Origin of the sequence: Ruminiclostridium josui JCM 17888 (assembly GCF_000526495.1) — a bacterium.
In the GTDB taxonomy this organism is placed as follows: domain Bacteria; phylum Bacillota; class Clostridia; order Acetivibrionales; family DSM-1351; genus Ruminiclostridium; species Ruminiclostridium josui.
In genome coordinates, this window is sequence record NZ_JAGE01000002.1 from 255,194 (window position 1) to 271,441 (window position 16,248).

The window sequence follows — 16,248 nt, forward strand, 5'->3', positions numbered from 1 at the left end:
ATTACTAGGTAATAATAACTAATAATAGTTATAAGACTGCCGGATAAATTATCAGCTTTGAGAATTGACACGTGATTTATATAATAATTTATCTAGTATATTTTTAAAGAGGTGATTACATGTCACAAATTGAAAAGATACAAAATCTAAAAAACATGAAGATAACTATAGCTCAGGGCGGCGGTGAAGAGAAGATAGCAAAAAGACACGCAGATGGAAAGCTGTCTGCCAGAGAAAGAATCGACTTATTATTTGACGATAACAGTTTTGTTGAAGTAGATACATTTATAGAATCCAGATGCTTTGACTTCGGCATGCAGAAGAAGAAACTTCCGGGTGACGGGGTTGTGACCGGTTACGGAACGGTTAACGGCAGAAAAGTTTTTGTTGCATCACAAGACTTTACTGTTATAGGCGGCTCATTGGGAGAAATGCACGCAAAAAAGATAACAAAGGTTATGGATATGGCTCTGAAAATGGGAGTACCTTTTATAGCAATTAATGATTCCGGTGGAGCTCGTATAGAGGAAGGTTTGGATGCACTTTCAGGTTATGGAGATATTTTTTATAGAAATACTCTTGCATCAGGAGTTATACCTCAGATATCAGTAATAATGGGACCCTGTGCAGGCGGTGCTGTTTATTCACCTGCCATAACCGACTTTATATTTATGGTAGAGAAAACAAGTCAGATGTTTATTACAGGACCTCAGGTAATCAAGTCTGTTACTGGTGAAGACGTATCAGTTGAAAATCTTGGAGGTGCAGATGTTCATACTGCTGTAAGCGGTGTGGCGCATTTCAAGTCTTCAAGTGAAGAAGAGTGTATTGAAGATATAAAGAGACTTTTAAGTTTTATTCCGGATAATAATGTATCTGATACTATGTACTATGGAGTATCAGATGTTGCTGACAGATTAGTGGAAAGCTTTAATACTATTATCCCAGAAGAATCAAACAAGCCTTACGATATGTATGATGTAATTACTGAAGTAGTAGATGATGGTGATTTTTTTGAAATTCAAAGTTGTTTCGCTCAGAATATTATAATCGGATTTGCTAGAATGAATGGCAAAAGTGTTGGTATAGTTGCGAATCAACCAAAAGTTATGGCCGGCTCTCTTGATATGAATGCAGCTGATAAAGCAGCACGTTTTGTCCGTTTCTGTGATGCTTTCAATATACCTTTAATTTCATTGACAGATGTACCTGCATTCTTGCCAGGTGTGGCGCAGGAGCACAACGGTATAATTCGTCATGGTGCGAAACTCTTATATGCATTCTCAGAAGCAACAGTTCCTAAGATAAATGTTATTCTTAGAAAGGCATATGGCGGAGCGTATATCGCTATGAACAGTAAGACAATAGGAGCAGATATGGTTTTTGCATGGCCATCAGCTGAAATAGCTGTTATGGGACCTGAAGGAGCGGCAAATATCATATTCAAAAAGGATATTACAGCATCTGAAAATCCAGCAGAAACCAGAAAGGAAAAGATTTCAGAATATAAAGATAAATTCTCAAATCCTTATGTAGCAGCATCAAGAGGCTATGTTGATGATGTTATTGAGCCTTCTGAAACAAGAATAAAAATTATATCAGCGCTGGAAATGTTGGATACAAAGAGGGAAAACAGGCCTTCAAAGAAGCATGGCAACATTCCGCTGTAATATAGGACAAATTATCTGGAGGATGGGTGTAATGAATAAATATATAATTAAGGTAAACGGAATTCCTTATGAGGTAGAAGTTCAAGAAGTTGGCGGAGGAAGACCAGGTGCGGCTGTTCCAAAGCCAAAAGCTTACAAGCCCGGACAGACAACAACTGCAAAATCTTCACAACTTCAGGCAGGCAAAGCAGGAGATGTTGTTGCTCCACTGCCGGGAACTGTTTTAAAAGTGAAAGTTAATCTCGGCGATGATGTAAAAAAAGGACAGGTGCTTTTAATACTGGAAGCAATGAAAATGGAGAATGAAATAGTTGCCCAGGTTGATGGTAAAGTAACCGCTTTAACAGTTGAGGCCGGAAAGGCTGTTACTGCTGGAGAATTAATGGTATCTATAGGCTAATAGAGCTGACTTTACCGCAAAGGAGATGGAATAATGGCAGGCGTGAAAATTACCGAAACAGTATTAAGAGACGCTCACCAATCCCTTATAGCAACCAGAATGAAGACCGAAGATATGCTTCCGATTGTTGAGAAGCTTGACAATATAGGGTATCATTCCTTGGAAGCATGGGGTGGAGCTACTTTTGATTCATGTATGAGATTCTTAAATGAAGATCCATGGATGAGACTTAGAAAAATAAAAGATGCTGCTAAAAAGACACCTCTGCAGATGCTTCTGAGAGGTCAGAATCTTTTAGGATATAAACATTATGCAGATGATATAGTAGAATATTTTGTCCAAAAAGCAATTGCAAATGGTATGGACATAATAAGAATATTTGACGCATTGAATGATGTCAGAAATGTTGAGACGGCAATTAAAGCATGCAAAAAAGAAGGCGGCCACGCTCAGGGCTGTATCTGTTACACAATAAGTCCGGTTCATAATCTTGAACTTTTTGTAAGGGATGCAATACAGTTGGAGAGCATAGGAGCAGATTCTATCTGCATTAAGGACATGGCTGGACTTTTAGTACCATATCAGGCGTATGAATTGGTTAAAGCTTTAAAAGAAAGTGTTAAGATACCGATACAACTACACACTCACTGTATAAGCGGTATAGCATCAATGACATATTTGAAGGCTATAGAAGCAGGTGTTGATGTAGTTGACTGTGCAATTTCACCTATGTCAATAGGAACGTCACAGCCGCCTACAGAGTCGTTGGTAACAACCTTAAGGGGAACTGAATTCGATACAGGATTGGATTTGGAAAAACTCAGCGAAATTGCAGACTATTTCAAAACGCTTAAAGAAAAATATATAGAAAGCGGACTATTTGATATAAAGATTATGGGTGTTGACGTTAACTCACTTATTTATCAGGTACCCGGTGGAATGCTTTCGAACCTTGTTTCCCAATTGAAGCAGTTTAATGCTATGGATAAATATGAAGAGGTTCTCAAGGAAGTTCCAAGAGTAAGAGCTGATTTTGGCTATCCTCCACTTGTTACACCATCAAGTCAGATTGTTGGTACTCAAGCGGTACTTAATGTATTAAATGGTGAAAGATACAAGATGGTGCCAAAGGAATCAAAAGGCATTGTAAAGGGAGAATACGGCAAAACACCTGCACCTATTAGTGATGAAATAAAAGCTAAGATTCTGGGGGATGAAGAGCCTATTACATGCCGACCTGCTGACCTTATTGAACCTGAGCTTGAAAAGATTAAAGAAGCTGTTAAGGACTATATAGAGCAGGATGAGGATGTACTTTCATATGCAATGTTCCCACTGGCTGCTGAAAAGTTCTTTAAGCAGCGCATTAAGGATAGAAATAAGGCTACTGCTCCTGCGGCAGAAGGAATAAAACCCGAAGTTGTAGCGGCAATATCTGCTGTAGTTAATGAAATGGCCGAAAGAGACGGTACACAGTACAGAATAGGCAATATCTCAAGGATTAACCAGAATCAGAATAGATGGACTCTGTATGGCATGCTTGAGAGATTCAGAACAAAGCTTTAAAGTATTTTAAAGTATAAAATATAATTATCAATTTTTTGCAATAGCGTGACCTCCATAGTAAACCTGTGGGGGTCTTGTTTGTATTAATTTACACACCCGCTGTGAAGATAAATGAAATTTTGCTTATTACTGAAAAACTCAAGTACAGCAACGTCAGAACCTTTTTTTATATGTTTTCCGCATTTCAGACATACAAAATTTGACTGCTGGATTTGTGTATAACTCAATGTAGGGGTAATATCTTTAATTTTTTGCCAGCTTTTCCATCCAACCTTGCACAGGTTTATCCTTTTATCATAATCAGACAGCACCCATCTGAGAAGTTTGTGGAAATGAAAGGGAAATCTAGTGAATTTTATATAATCATTAGGAAGGCCAAGATTAACTGCATATAGTTCAAAGTTTCTTTCAACAATTTCCTGTATCCGGCCAGTTATCTGTGTCACGTACCAACAAAAGCCTTCTTCTGTTAACCAAGATTTCAGTCTCTCGAACATATAGCCCCTGCAAATTTCAATAGATTCAGACTTTGGTACGCGAAGAGCCGTAAAGGCTTTCTTGGCGATTTCAACAACATCGTCAAGATACAATTTTTTTTTAAAGTTATCGGTATTATAAAGTTCTACTGGAATAATATCAAAGTAATATTCGTTTGTTTCAGGTCTGTAAAAACCGATACATGTGCCACCAACAAAGCTACCGCTGCCTGCATCATCGATTTGAATCATATTCAGCCATTTAACCTCCTAATAATTATATTAATTATTATTAGTATGTTTCGTAATTAATATAATTCTAATAGAAACTTATTTTTCATTACCATGTATTTAAAAAAATGCAATTGCTTGATTTTTTTCCTGCAAAAAGGTAATATATAATTTATATTGTTTGAAAAGTGCATTTGGAGGAGATTATGATGAACAGCCTTAAAAATAATGACTTATTGAGTTTAATACAACAGAAATATAATGATTTCAGTAAGGGCCAAAAGCTCATAGCCAACTATATAACAAACCATTATGACAAGGCGGCATTTGTCACTGCAGCAAAGCTTGGAGACATAGTAGGTGTCAGTGAATCAACTGTAGTAAGATTTGCTATAGAACTGGGATTTGACGGCTATCCGAAGCTTCAGAAGGTTCTTCAGGAGCTTATAAAAAGCAAACTTACTTCAGTACAGCGAATAGAGGTATCATCCAATAGGATAAACGAGGACAATATACTAAAAAGTGTATTGCAATCTGATATGGATAAAATTAAATTAACACTTGAACAAATGGACACAAACAATTTTGATGAAATAGTTGAAACCATACTAGGAGCAAAAAGGATATTCATTCTAGGAGTAAGAAGTTCTGCTCCTCTTGCAAGTTTTCTTGGATTTTACTTCAATTTAATATTTGATAATATAAGGCTTGTTCACACCACAAGTGTCAGCGAGATGTTTGAGCAAATCATAAAGGCACAGCCTGGAGACGTTGTTATTGGCATTAGTTACCCACGTTACTCTAAAAGAACAATAAAAGCATTACAGTTTGCAAAGGATCAGGGTGTTAACACAATTGCCATAACTGACAGTGCTGATTCTCCGGTGGCACAGGCTGCCAATAAGTATTTGTTGGCTAGGAGTGATATGGCTTCCTTTGTAGACTCACTTGTTGCCCCATTAAGCCTTATAAATGCATTAATAGTAGCTATAGGTATGAGAAGGAAAAATGATGTCTACAATACCTTTGAAAAGCTTGAAAAGATATGGGATGAATATGAAGTTTACGAAAAAGACGATTATCGCGATGAAAAACTGTAATTTATATTGAAAGGACACATATGGGTAAAGTAATAGTAATTGGAGGCGGCCCGGCGGGAATAATGGCTGCAGGAATTGCAGCCGGAAGAGGACGGGACGTTATTTTATTGGAGAAAAACAGCAGGCTTGGCAAAAAACTATTAATATCTGGTAAAGGTAGATGTAATATTACCAATGATACTGATGTTGAAGGTTTGATAGAAAATACGCCGGGGAATGGAAATTTCCTTTACTCAGCTTTTTATACGTTTTCAAATCAGGATTTAATTGATTTTTTCAATGAAAGGGGACTTCGTACAAAAGTAGAGAGAGGCGGAAGAGTATTTCCTGAATCAGATTCTTCCAGAGATGTACTTAACACACTTATGAATTTCCTTAAATCCAACGGTGTTAAAATAACTACAGAAGCGACAGTTACTGAAATTCTTGCCCAAGATAATAAAGTTACGGGAGTTCGCCTTTCGGACGGAAGCACAATTGAGGCTGAGGCGGTTATACTTGCAGTAGGCGGAATGTCTTATCCGGGAACAGGCTCAACTGGAGACGGTTATGAAATGGTAAAAAAGCTTGGCCATACCATAACTCCCCTGAAACCATCCCTTGTACCTCTAATTACACGTGAAGAATGGATTAAGGATTTACAGGGACTTTCTCTTAAAAATGTTTCAGTTTCATTTAAAAACAGTAACGGTAAGGAGATATATAACGATTTTGGTGAAATGATTTTCACTCACTTTGGAGTTTCAGGGCCGGTAATTTTGAGTGCAAGCAGACATTTACTTTCTTATGATTTTAAAAATATAGAGCTTTTTCTTGATTTAAAACCTGCATTGGCTTGGGAAAAACTAGATGAGAGAGTTCAGAGGGATTTTGACAAATATTCAAGAAAGCAATATAAAAATTCACTGAATGATTTACTTCCACAAAAGTTTATTCCCGTAATTATAAAGTTATCTGAAATCAATCCTGAGAAGCCTGTACATCAAATTACAAAGGAAGAAAGAAGAAGACTTGTCACACTGCTTAAAAGCCTAAAAATGACTATTATCGGGGCAAGACCAATTAAGGAAGCTATAGTTACAGCCGGTGGAGTAAAAACAAGTGAAATAAATCCATCAACAATGGAATCTAAAAAGATAAGTGGTTTATTCATGGCAGGAGAGGTAATAGATGTTGACGCTTACACAGGAGGCTTTAATTTGACAATTGCCTTTTCAACAGGCTACATTGCAGGACTAAATTGCTAAAACATTAAGTAATTTTGGGAAATTATGTGTATTTGGCCGAAAGTTTGTACATATTATCAGTAAATAAACAAATTGAGGCTTGATATATATGAAAATTAATCTAAAAAGAAACAACGGCAAAGACACTCAAACAGATAAAAGTGCATTTTTAGAAAAAATACTGTTTCGTACTTGTATTATATTTTTTATAGTACTTATATCTGTTCAGATTATACTTTCAATGCCTTCAGTCCGGATGCGACTGAACATTACGGATAAATCTGTAGGGATACCTCTTGGAAGTGACGAATACCTCTATGGAAGAGGAATGGTGACTTTGGAAATGATTGCTGAAGAGCCGGATCCGCAAACTAAAATACTGGTGAATGGTGAACAGGTTGCAGGATTTGACAAGATAGAAATACCAATTAATGTAAACGATGGAGATGTCATTGAGATAGACGGTAGTGAAAGCCAAGTGAACCACATGGTAAAGGTTAAGAATGCTTCATCCAACATAAATAATAAATGTATAAATGCGATTGTAAATACTGAACATAATATTAAGAAATTGGTAAAAATTCAGTTTAATTAATTGGTTTGTGTATTTGACAAAATTAACTTAATTATTGTTTTATATTAGAAAAACCTATATAATTTAATGTATAGGTTTTTATTGACTTAAAACTCCTTATAAGGCAAAAAATGTTACAATTATAGATCTTTTGAGATGAAAAAATAATTATATAAAATTATTATTAGTCGCACTATGGCTAGCGGAGGTTTTGATATGGTTAATGAAGGATTTGGAAGCAAAGAAATAGCAAGTGCAGCAATAAGAATTGCACTAACCAATGACAGGGCAACTGAAAAGAAGCTTCAGCAAGAATTTATGCAAACAGGAATTAGTACTGCTGCTGTTGACTACGGTGGGGAGTTTATTTCATCGGTAATGAAGATTGTGGAGAGAGCAGTTGTATCCTCAAAACGTGAAGGAGTAATTAGCGAAAGTCATGCAGAGCAGGGGGCAGTTGCAGGTGCAACAAGAGAGGCCATATCGCAGATTATGCCAAAAGCAATAGGTCTGAATGTCGGCGGAAAAATCGGAATAGCAAGGTATAAGGACCATGTAAGTGTTGCCGTGTTTTTCGGTATTGGACTTCTGAATTTAAATGAGGTTTCAATAGGACTAGGACATAGAGCAGTATAAGTTTATAAATACCAATTTACAAGGAGAGAACAATGGCTGTAAGAGCGATAAGAGGGGCAATAACCGTAACAGAAAATACAAAAGAGTCAATTTGGGAAGGAACAAAAGAGCTTCTTGCAGAAATAATAGAAAGAAATTCTTTAGAAAATAAAGATATAATAAGTGTAATATTTACTGTTACACAGGATTTGAATGCAACTTTTCCGGCAGTAGCTGCAAGGCAAATAGGTTGGAATGACATTCCACTTATGTGTACAAGCGAAATCAATGTTCCGGGCAGTTTGGAGAAATGTATACGGGTGCTGATACACATTAATACTGAAAAGAGTAATATAGAAATTAATCATGTTTATCTCAAAGGGGCTCAGGTATTAAGACCTGACTTAGTTGAGTAGTAGTAGACATAAGATAAATACAATAAAAGAAACGGAATGATAAGAATGCCAAAAAGCATAGCAATAGATGGTCCGGCAGGCGCCGGAAAAAGTACAATTGCCAAAAAGGTTTCAGCGGAGCTTGGGTTTATATATCTTGATACTGGAGCAATGTATAGGGCAGTAGCCTTGAAGGCAATAGAAAGTGGTGTTGACACCAAGGCAAGGGAAGATTTAATTAAAATAATAGATAATATAAATATAGCAATCACACATGATGACAATATCCAGAAGATTTTCTTGGATGGTCGTGATGTTTCAGAGGATATAAGAACGGGAGAAGTATCTGCCGGTGCCGCAAACGTGGCAGCTATAAAAGAAGTAAGACTAAAAATGGTTGAACTTCAAAGGAAGATTGCATCTGACAAAGATGTTGTTATGGACGGCAGGGATATAGGTTCATATGTACTGCCACAGGCAAATCTAAAGATATTTTTAACTGCAGATATTGAAGAAAGAGCTAAGCGGAGATATGAAGAACTGGTTTTAAAAGGGCAGCAGGTTAATTTGGATGATGTCAGAGAGGATATTCGCAATAGAGACAATAACGATATGTCAAGAGCTTTTGCTCCTCTGAAAAAAGTGCCGGATGCACTTGAGATAGATTCTACTTCCATGACAATTGATGAAGTAGCTGAGAGAATACTTTACTTCTATAAAAATTATGCAAGTAACTAAAATTGTGAGGTTGTTTTAATGGAACTGGTTATTGCAAAAACCGCTGGCTTTTGCTTTGGAGTAAATAATGCGGTTAATATAGTATATGATTTGGCAACAAATTCAGAACATAAAATATATACACTTGGACCAATAATTCATAATGAACAGGTAGTACAAAAACTTACAGAATATGGTGTTTCTACAATAAACAATCCGGAAGAGGCAGAAGCACCTGCAAAAGTTGTTATAAGAGCTCATGGTGTAGGTCCACAGGTAATTGAAAGATTGAAAACTCGGGGGCTTGAGGTAGTAGACGCTTCATGTCCTTATGTAGAAAAAATACATGACTTAGTTAACAAAAAGTACAAAGAAGGTTACCAGATAATTATTGCAGGTGACAAAACCCATCCTGAAATAATAGGAATAAACGGATGGTGCGATAACAGTGCTTTTATCATTGAAAACGAGGATAATGTTGATGATTTGCCGGATATAAAAAAAAAGATATGTATTGTTGCACAAACTACATTTATTCGTGATAAATGGGAAAAAATTATAAATAGATTAAATAAAAGGTTTGAAAATGTTTTAAAATTTGATACAATATGTAATGCGACAGACAAAAGACAAACTGAAGCAGAAAAAATTTCGAAAATAGTTGACATGATGTTGGTTATTGGCGGAAATAATAGTTCTAATACTAATAAACTTTATCAAATTTGCAAGGCAAATTGTGATAATACATTAAAAGTACAAACAGCCGATGATATTCCATCGGTTGATATAAAAAAAATTAAAAAAATTGGTATTACTGCAGGGGCGTCAACACCTGACTGGGTAATCAAGGAGGTTATTCATAAAATGAGTGAATTAAATAGACAGGATTTGGAAATGAGCTTTGCTGATGCTTTTGAAAGCTCACTTGTAACTTTGACTACGGGTCAGATTACAAAAGGTAAAATTATTGGATATAACCATAACGAAGTATTTATTGACATGGGGTATAAATCAGACGGAATAATTCCAATGCAGGAGTTTTCTGATGATCCGGACTTTAATCCTGAAAAATCACTTAAGGTTGGAGACGAGATTGACGTTTTTGTAGTACGTGTAAACGATGGTGAAGGCAACGTTCTTCTGAGCAAGAAGAGAGTTGATGCCGTTAAAGGCTGGGATATAATTGAAAGTGCATTTGAGAACAAACAGCCTATAAAGGTTAAAATTACTGAAAAGGTTAACGGCGGTGTAATAGGTAATGCTAGTGGGGTTAGAGTATTTATTCCTGCTTCACAGCTCAGTGACAGATTTGTTAAGGATCTTTCTGAATTTGTAAAACAAGTTTTACAGGTTGAGATTATAGAATTAAATAAGCAGAAAAGAAAAGTTGTGGGTTCAGCAAGAACTTTAATTGAAAAGAGCAAGGAAGCTGCATCCAATGAAATATGGAATAATATAGAAATCGGAAAAACTTACAAAGGTCAAGTTAAGAGTCTTATGGACTTTGGTGCTTTTGTAGATATTGGCGGAGTAGACGGACTTGTTCATCTTAGCGAACTTTCATGGAGCAAGATAAAGCATCCATCAGAGGTTGTTAATGTTGGAGATGAAATAATTGTTTCGGTACTGGATTTTGACAAGGAAAAGAAACGTATTTCACTGGGCTACAAGAAACAAGCAGACAATCCATGGGTTAAAGCTGTAGAAAAATATCAGGTAGGTAACGTAGTATCTGGTAAGGTTGTAAGACTTGTACCATTTGGTGCATTTGTTGAACTTGAAGAAGGAATTGACGGATTAGTTCATATCTCTCAGATTTCATCAGTTCGCTTAGGCAAACCTGGTGATGTTTTGACAGTTGGTCAGCAGGTTGAAGCAAAGGTAATTGAATTTGATGCGGAATCAAAGAAAATTAGCCTTAGCATAAAGGAAGTTAACCCAATTGATCCTGTAGGAGCAAAAAAGGAAGAAGGCCTTTCAGCAGCTGAAGAGGAAGAACTTCCAAAAGAACATATTGAAGATATGACTACTACAATTGGTGAGAGCATTAAAGGATAAAATTTTGACTATACTTTTCATATTAAATAGTTATAATAAAGGATGTACGTTGGTACATCCTTTATTTAAGTGTAAAAACATCATCATACCTCATTCAGAATATAATATTGTATAAAAAACGTAATAATAAACCAATGAGGAGGTTCCTATGGATTACGAAGGCTTTAAAGAAGAAATATTCAAAATGACTAAGATAAATCTTACTCTCTACAAAGAAAAGCAAATGAAAAGAAGAATTGATGCTCTAATAAGAAAGAATAATTATAATACATACAAGGATTATGTTCAAGCATTAAAAGATAATAAGGAATTGTTCAAAGAATTTATAAATTACCTTACGATAAATGTTTCTGAGTTTTACAGGAATCCCGACCAATGGTCAGTTTTAGAGAAAGAGATTTTTCCACTTTTGCTGAGCAAAAAAAAGAAGCTGACAATATGGAGTGCCGCATGTTCTACAGGAGATGAACCATATACCCTTGTTATGGTACTCAATAAACTTTTGCCTCTTAGCTCTATAAAGATACTAGCAACAGATATAGACATGGGTGCTATAGAAAAGGCAAAAGCTGGTATATATAATGCCAAAAGTGTCGAGAATTTACCACAGGAGTTTAAAAACAAGTATTTTACAATTTTGGGTGAGAGTTATAAAATAAAGGATGAAATAAAAAATTGCGTAGAGTTCAAACAGCACAATCTTTTAAGAGACCCTTATCCTACCAACATTGATTTAATAGTATGTAGAAACGTATTGATTTACTTTACAGAGGAAGCGAAAACAGAAATATACAAAAAATTCAATATGTCATTAAATCCTCAAGGTATACTTTTTGTAGGAAGTACGGAACAGCTTATAATGGCGAATAAGTACAATTTTAAGTCACTGAAGACATTTTTCTATATAAAGGACTCAGATAATTTTAATTATCCGGTTTAGAGTATTAATAGAAGCAAAAAAGAGTTTGAAATTATAATTCAAACTCTTTTGGTGCGGATAACAGGAGTTGAACCTGCATGAAATTGCTTTCACATGGACCTGAACCATGCGCGTCTGCCAATTCCGCCATATCCGCATGACTTAACTGCACTAGTATTTTACTATATGTTTTTTGATTTTTCAATAGGCAATATTTATTTTATGTGGATTATGGAGAATAACGGAGGTAATTATGAATAATAAGCTGGAACAGTTCAAGAAAGACGTTATAAATAAAAAGGTTGCTGTTATGGGAATAGGTATAAGTAATATTCCCTTAATTAAATATCTTGTAAATTTTGGTGTAGATGTAACTGCATTTGATAAATCACCAGAAGAAAAGCTTACAGATGCTTTCAATGAACTAAAAGGATTGCCTGTTAAATATAGTGTTGGGCCTGATTATCTTTCTGAGTTAAATGGATTTGATTTGATATTTCGTACACCGGGAATGAGACCCGATTTACCGGAACTAGTTCAGGCTGTAGAGAATGGTGCTGAACTTACATCAGAAATGGAAGTATTTCTAAAGTTATGTCCTGCACAGGTTTTTGCGGTTACAGGCAGTGATGGAAAAACCACTACGACTACCTTAATATATAAGATACTCACGGAAGAAGGTTATAATTGCTGGCTTGGGGGTAATATAGGGACACCTCTGCTAAGTAAAATAGATGATGTTGCAGAAACGGACAAGGTAGTATTGGAATTAAGCAGTTTCCAATTAATGACAATTAGAGACTGTCCGTCAGTTGCAGTTATTACAAACATAACTCCAAATCACCTTGATGTTCATAAGTCTTTACAAGAGTATATTGATGCTAAAAAGAACATATTTATTAATCAAAAGGAAAATGATAAGCTTGTTCTCAATTATGATAATGAAATCACAAGGAGTTTTAATTATGAGGCACGTGGGGAACATGTTTATTTTTCACGACTTAAAAATCTTGACGTAGGCGTTGTATATCAAGATGGCAAAATAATAGTTAAAAAAGAAAACAGCAGTACAGAAATTGTAGAAGGTGACAAAATTAAGATACCCGGAGTTCATAACATAGAGAATTACATGGCTGCAACTGCAGCGACTATAGATTATGTTAGACCTGAGACCATAGCAAAGGTTGCCGCTACATTTAATGGAGTTGAACATAGAATAGAATTGGTAAGGGAGCTTAATGGGGTAAAATTCTACAATAGTTCTATTGATAGCAGTCCTTCAAGAACAATAGCAGCATTAAAAACCTTCAAAAATAAAGTAATTCTTATTGCGGGAGGAAAAGATAAGGGAATACCATATGATTCCATAGGAGAAATTATCGACGAGAAGGTAAAATGTCTGTTGCTAATAGGAGCTACTGCTTCAAGAATCGAGGAAGCATATAAGAATTATCTCCAGCAAAGGGACATAGAAGATGAGATAAAAATTATTCATTGTGATAGTTACGAAGAAGTTGTTCAAAAAGCATATGAAGAAGCAAAACCAGGTGACTGCGTGATTCTATCACCTGCAAGCACAAGCTTTGATATGTTTAAAAATTTTGAACACCGTGGAAACGTATTTAAAGAATTGGTTAATAAGCTTAAATAGTTTGGGATTTAAAGGGGCTGTTGCAACAGCCTCTTTTCGTTTCAGACATTAGTCCGGTTTTTTCTCTGTAAGATTTTTCCAATAACGTTTTGGCATAAAATTCTTTTGAAGTTTAGGATTTATTCTATTCTTTATTGCTATATGCTTATAATAATTTTTCCAAAGTGCTTGGAATTTAAGTTCATCAGAGTGTAATTCAGGTATATTGGACAAATCCATATAGGAAAGAAGCATTTTTTTTGTGTTATACAAAGAAGCAATTTTACGTTTTGTATCATGAATTATCCAGTTCTGGTCAGAAAAGCGGTTTTTAAAGTGGGGAGATATGAAAGATATTATATTATGGTCAGGCTGGATTTTTGAATAATAAATACCACCTTCTAAAAGCTCAAAACGAATCAACCCCAGCATTCTATGACATTCAAGGCCTACTTTTCTGGCAGGAATCAGCACATCCAAAACAGTTTTGTCACCAAGCATACTGTCTATACGGCTGCCTATTTTAAAACCCATACGAATGTATTTTAAAATCCAAATTTCGCGACCTTCAATTTCGGAAAAAAAACATCTTTGAATATTTTCAAGACTTTCTGCTGAAATCTTGTGCAGTATTGCTTCTTCTACGGCCTTAGCCTTTATAATATCAGTAGTTATGGTTCTGTATTCGTCAATAAGATTTGGTTTATAGCAAAGGCTCGATTCAATATTTGAAACATCCTGCTTGTCATAATAATAATGATGAATTGCTGTCAAAAAGCAATCCCATGTTCCGTCATAAATGTATATCACTTAGCAAAAGCCTCCCATCCTGTGGTTGATTGAAATAGCTGAGCCATTGACGACTATTTGAAGGAGATTCTGTTAGAAGAAATTCTGACAAGCTTTCATCGGCTTCACTATCATTTACAAATGAAAATAATGACATTTGTCCTGCAACAGACTTTTTGCTTTTGGGCTGAAGTTTTGCACTTATCAAGGAGTCTTTTACAATAGCTTCGTTTGAACTGTAACTCTCATAAGTTTTACCCTGACAGGTTACAAAGTGTCCTGCACGTTTCAAAACTACTCCAATTCTTTTTAAGTTATCAAAAGTTAATCTACCGACTCTTCTGGCAGCAATAATTCTTTGTGCAGATTTAACACCTATACCAGGTACTCTCAAAAGCATTTCATATTCTGCAGAATTTACCTCTATGGGAAATAAATGCAAATTCCTTAAAGCCCAGTCAGCTTTAGGATCAAGCTCAGGATTAAAATTTGGATTAGTTTTGCTTAGTAATTCATCAGCTTCAAACCCATAAAACCTCAAAAGCCAGTCGGCCTGATACAATCTATGTTCACGTAAAAGGGGAGGCTTAATAAGAGCAGGAAGTCTGGGATCTGTGACTGTTGGTACAAAAGCCGAGTAGTAAACCCTCTTGAGGTTAAAATTGCTGTACAAGGCTTCTGAGAGTTTTAAAATGCTTAAATCCTTATCTGGTGTTGCCCCCACAATAAGTTGTGTACTTTGTCCAGCCGGTACAAAAGATTCGCTCTTCTTAAATAATCTCTTATTTTCTTTGGATTCGATTATTTTGTTGCTTATTTGATGCATTGGTTTTAGCAAAGCTTTTTTGGGCTTTTGAGGGGCAAGTACTTCAAGGCCTTTGTCAGATGGCAGTTCTATGTTTACGCTCATTCTGTCAACGTACATTCCGGCTTCGTTAATAAGCCTTTCATCAGCTCCGGGAATAGCTTTTATATGTATATAACCAAAAAATTTGTGTTGGGTACGAAGTTTTTTTACAATTTCAAGCATTAATTCCATGGTATGGCTTGGATTTTTTAAAACAGCGGAGCTTAAGAAAAGTCCTTCTATATAGTTTCTTCTATAAAAATTCATGGTAAGCTCTATAACTTCCTCAGCCGTAAAGCTGGCACGAGGCACGTCATTTGAAGACCTGTTTATACAGTATACGCAGTCGTAGATACATTCATTTGACAACAGAATTTTAAGCAGAGAAACACATCTTCCATCATCTGCCCATGTATGACATATTCCACATGCATGACTGTCTCCTACACCGTTTTTATTTTTTCTTGTCCCACCGCTGGATGAACATGAAACGTCATATTTCGCTGCATCTGCTAATATACCTAATTTTTCATTCAAGTCCATATTTGTTTTCCTCATAAGAATAATTTACTCAAAATTAAACTAATTTATCTGTTTTAATATAGTATAACATATTTTCTCATAGAAATCAAACGTATGTTCGAAATGATAATGATTGATATTTATATATTAAAGATATATAATATAAACCAACTCTGATACATTAGTAAGTTAAATTAGAATAATATTTATAAGCATTTACGGGAGGTATTAGCGTGAGAGCAGTAATAACAGTTATCGGTAAGGATAAAGTTGGAATAATTGCAGGTGTTAGCAACATATTGGCAGAGTGTAATGTTAATATACTTGACATATCCCAAACTATTCTCCAGGATGTATTTACTATGATAATGATTGTAGATATATCCAAATGCAGTATACCATTTCATGACATTTCTGATAAGTTAGAATCCAAGGGTGTTGAAATGGGGCTGAAAATACAGATTCAGCACGAAGATATTTTTAATTCAATGCATAGGATATGAGGTGAGCAAT

Annotated in this window: 16 protein-coding genes and 1 tRNA gene; 13 read left to right on the plus strand and 4 right to left on the minus strand. The window is 35.5% G+C overall.

All coding sequences use genetic code 11. The annotated features are described in order from the left end of the window. Positions 1-119 precede the first annotated feature (119 nt). From K412_RS0117765 to K412_RS0117775, 3 genes are read left to right on the plus strand one after another with little or no spacing between them, the layout of a single operon-like run. Positions 120-1,670, plus strand: coding sequence for an acyl-CoA carboxylase subunit beta (locus K412_RS0117765; protein WP_024834328.1), 1,551 nt, complete (start codon positions 120-122; stop codon positions 1,668-1,670). A gap of 31 nt (positions 1,671-1,701) precedes the next feature. After that, positions 1,702-2,070, plus strand: coding sequence for a biotin/lipoyl-containing protein (locus K412_RS0117770; RefSeq protein ID WP_024834329.1), 369 nt, complete (start codon positions 1,702-1,704; stop codon positions 2,068-2,070). Between the two features lie 33 nt (positions 2,071-2,103). After that, complete coding sequence (locus K412_RS0117775; protein ID WP_024834330.1) at positions 2,104-3,636, plus strand: oxaloacetate decarboxylase subunit alpha; 1,533 nt, start codon at positions 2,104-2,106, stop codon at positions 3,634-3,636. Between the two features lie 83 nt (positions 3,637-3,719). On the opposite strand, the gene K412_RS0117780 is transcribed toward K412_RS0117775, so the two are convergent. Then, positions 3,720-4,364, minus strand: coding sequence for a hypothetical protein (locus tag K412_RS0117780; protein ID WP_024834331.1), 645 nt, complete (start codon positions 4,362-4,364; stop codon positions 3,720-3,722). 185 nt (positions 4,365-4,549) lie between these two features. On the opposite strand from K412_RS0117780, the gene K412_RS0117785 reads away from it, so the two are divergent. The 8 genes from K412_RS0117785 (at position 4,550) to K412_RS0117820 (ending at position 11,968) form a co-directional block, all read left to right on the plus strand. Then, on the plus strand, positions 4,550-5,443 hold the full coding sequence (locus K412_RS0117785) for a MurR/RpiR family transcriptional regulator (protein WP_034848309.1): 894 nt from the start codon (positions 4,550-4,552) through the stop codon (positions 5,441-5,443). Between the two features lie 20 nt (positions 5,444-5,463). Beyond that, positions 5,464-6,690 carry a BaiN/RdsA family NAD(P)/FAD-dependent oxidoreductase gene (locus K412_RS0117790; protein WP_024834333.1) on the plus strand — a complete coding sequence of 409 codons (1,227 nt, stop codon included), beginning with the start codon at positions 5,464-5,466 and terminating at the stop codon, positions 6,688-6,690. An 88-nt stretch (positions 6,691-6,778) separates the two neighbouring features. Further along, the gene (locus K412_RS0117795) at positions 6,779-7,264 is read left to right on the plus strand and encodes a hypothetical protein (protein WP_024834334.1); all 486 of its coding nucleotides are present in this window, start codon (positions 6,779-6,781) and stop codon (positions 7,262-7,264) included. Positions 7,265-7,459: 195 nt separating this feature from the next. Then, entirely contained in the window at positions 7,460-7,879 is a 420-nt protein-coding gene (locus K412_RS0117800) for a HutP family protein (protein ID WP_024834335.1), read from the plus strand. Between the two features lie 32 nt (positions 7,880-7,911). Further along, positions 7,912-8,274, plus strand: a complete 363-nt coding sequence (aroH, locus tag K412_RS0117805; protein ID WP_024834336.1) for a chorismate mutase — start codon at positions 7,912-7,914, stop codon at positions 8,272-8,274. Positions 8,275-8,319: 45 nt separating this feature from the next. Then, the gene (gene cmk, locus K412_RS0117810; protein WP_024834337.1) at positions 8,320-8,991 is read left to right on the plus strand and encodes a (d)CMP kinase; all 672 of its coding nucleotides are present in this window, start codon (positions 8,320-8,322) and stop codon (positions 8,989-8,991) included. 18 nt (positions 8,992-9,009) lie between these two features. After that, a complete protein-coding gene (locus K412_RS0117815; RefSeq protein WP_024834338.1) occupies positions 9,010-11,028 on the plus strand; it encodes a bifunctional 4-hydroxy-3-methylbut-2-enyl diphosphate reductase/30S ribosomal protein S1 in 2,019 nt (672 codons plus the stop codon). Between the two features lie 148 nt (positions 11,029-11,176). Continuing rightward, complete coding sequence (locus K412_RS0117820; protein ID WP_024834339.1) at positions 11,177-11,968, plus strand: CheR family methyltransferase; 792 nt, start codon at positions 11,177-11,179, stop codon at positions 11,966-11,968. Positions 11,969-12,017: 49 nt separating this feature from the next. Here the strand turns inward: K412_RS0117820 and K412_RS0117825 are convergent. Beyond that, positions 12,018-12,104 (minus strand) — tRNA-Leu (locus tag K412_RS0117825). Between the two features lie 96 nt (positions 12,105-12,200). On the opposite strand from K412_RS0117825, the gene murD reads away from it, so the two are divergent. Then, on the plus strand, positions 12,201-13,598 hold the full coding sequence (murD, locus tag K412_RS0117830) for a UDP-N-acetylmuramoyl-L-alanine--D-glutamate ligase (RefSeq protein WP_024834340.1): 1,398 nt from the start codon (positions 12,201-12,203) through the stop codon (positions 13,596-13,598). A gap of 48 nt (positions 13,599-13,646) precedes the next feature. Here the strand turns inward: murD and K412_RS0117835 are convergent, their stop codons facing one another. Then, positions 13,647-14,387, minus strand: coding sequence for a TIGR03915 family putative DNA repair protein (locus tag K412_RS0117835; RefSeq protein ID WP_024834341.1), 741 nt, complete (start codon positions 14,385-14,387; stop codon positions 13,647-13,649). Further along, positions 14,371-15,756 (minus strand): putative DNA modification/repair radical SAM protein, encoded by a 1,386-nt coding sequence (locus tag K412_RS0117840; protein ID WP_024834342.1) that lies wholly within the window; start codon positions 15,754-15,756, stop codon positions 14,371-14,373. Before K412_RS0117840 ends, K412_RS0117835 begins: the two co-directional genes overlap by 17 nt. A 212-nt stretch (positions 15,757-15,968) precedes the next feature. On the opposite strand from K412_RS0117840, the gene K412_RS0117845 reads away from it, so the two are divergent. Further along, a complete protein-coding gene (locus K412_RS0117845) occupies positions 15,969-16,238 on the plus strand; it encodes an ACT domain-containing protein (RefSeq protein ID WP_024834343.1) in 270 nt (89 codons plus the stop codon). The last annotated feature ends 10 nt before the right edge of the window (positions 16,239-16,248 follow it).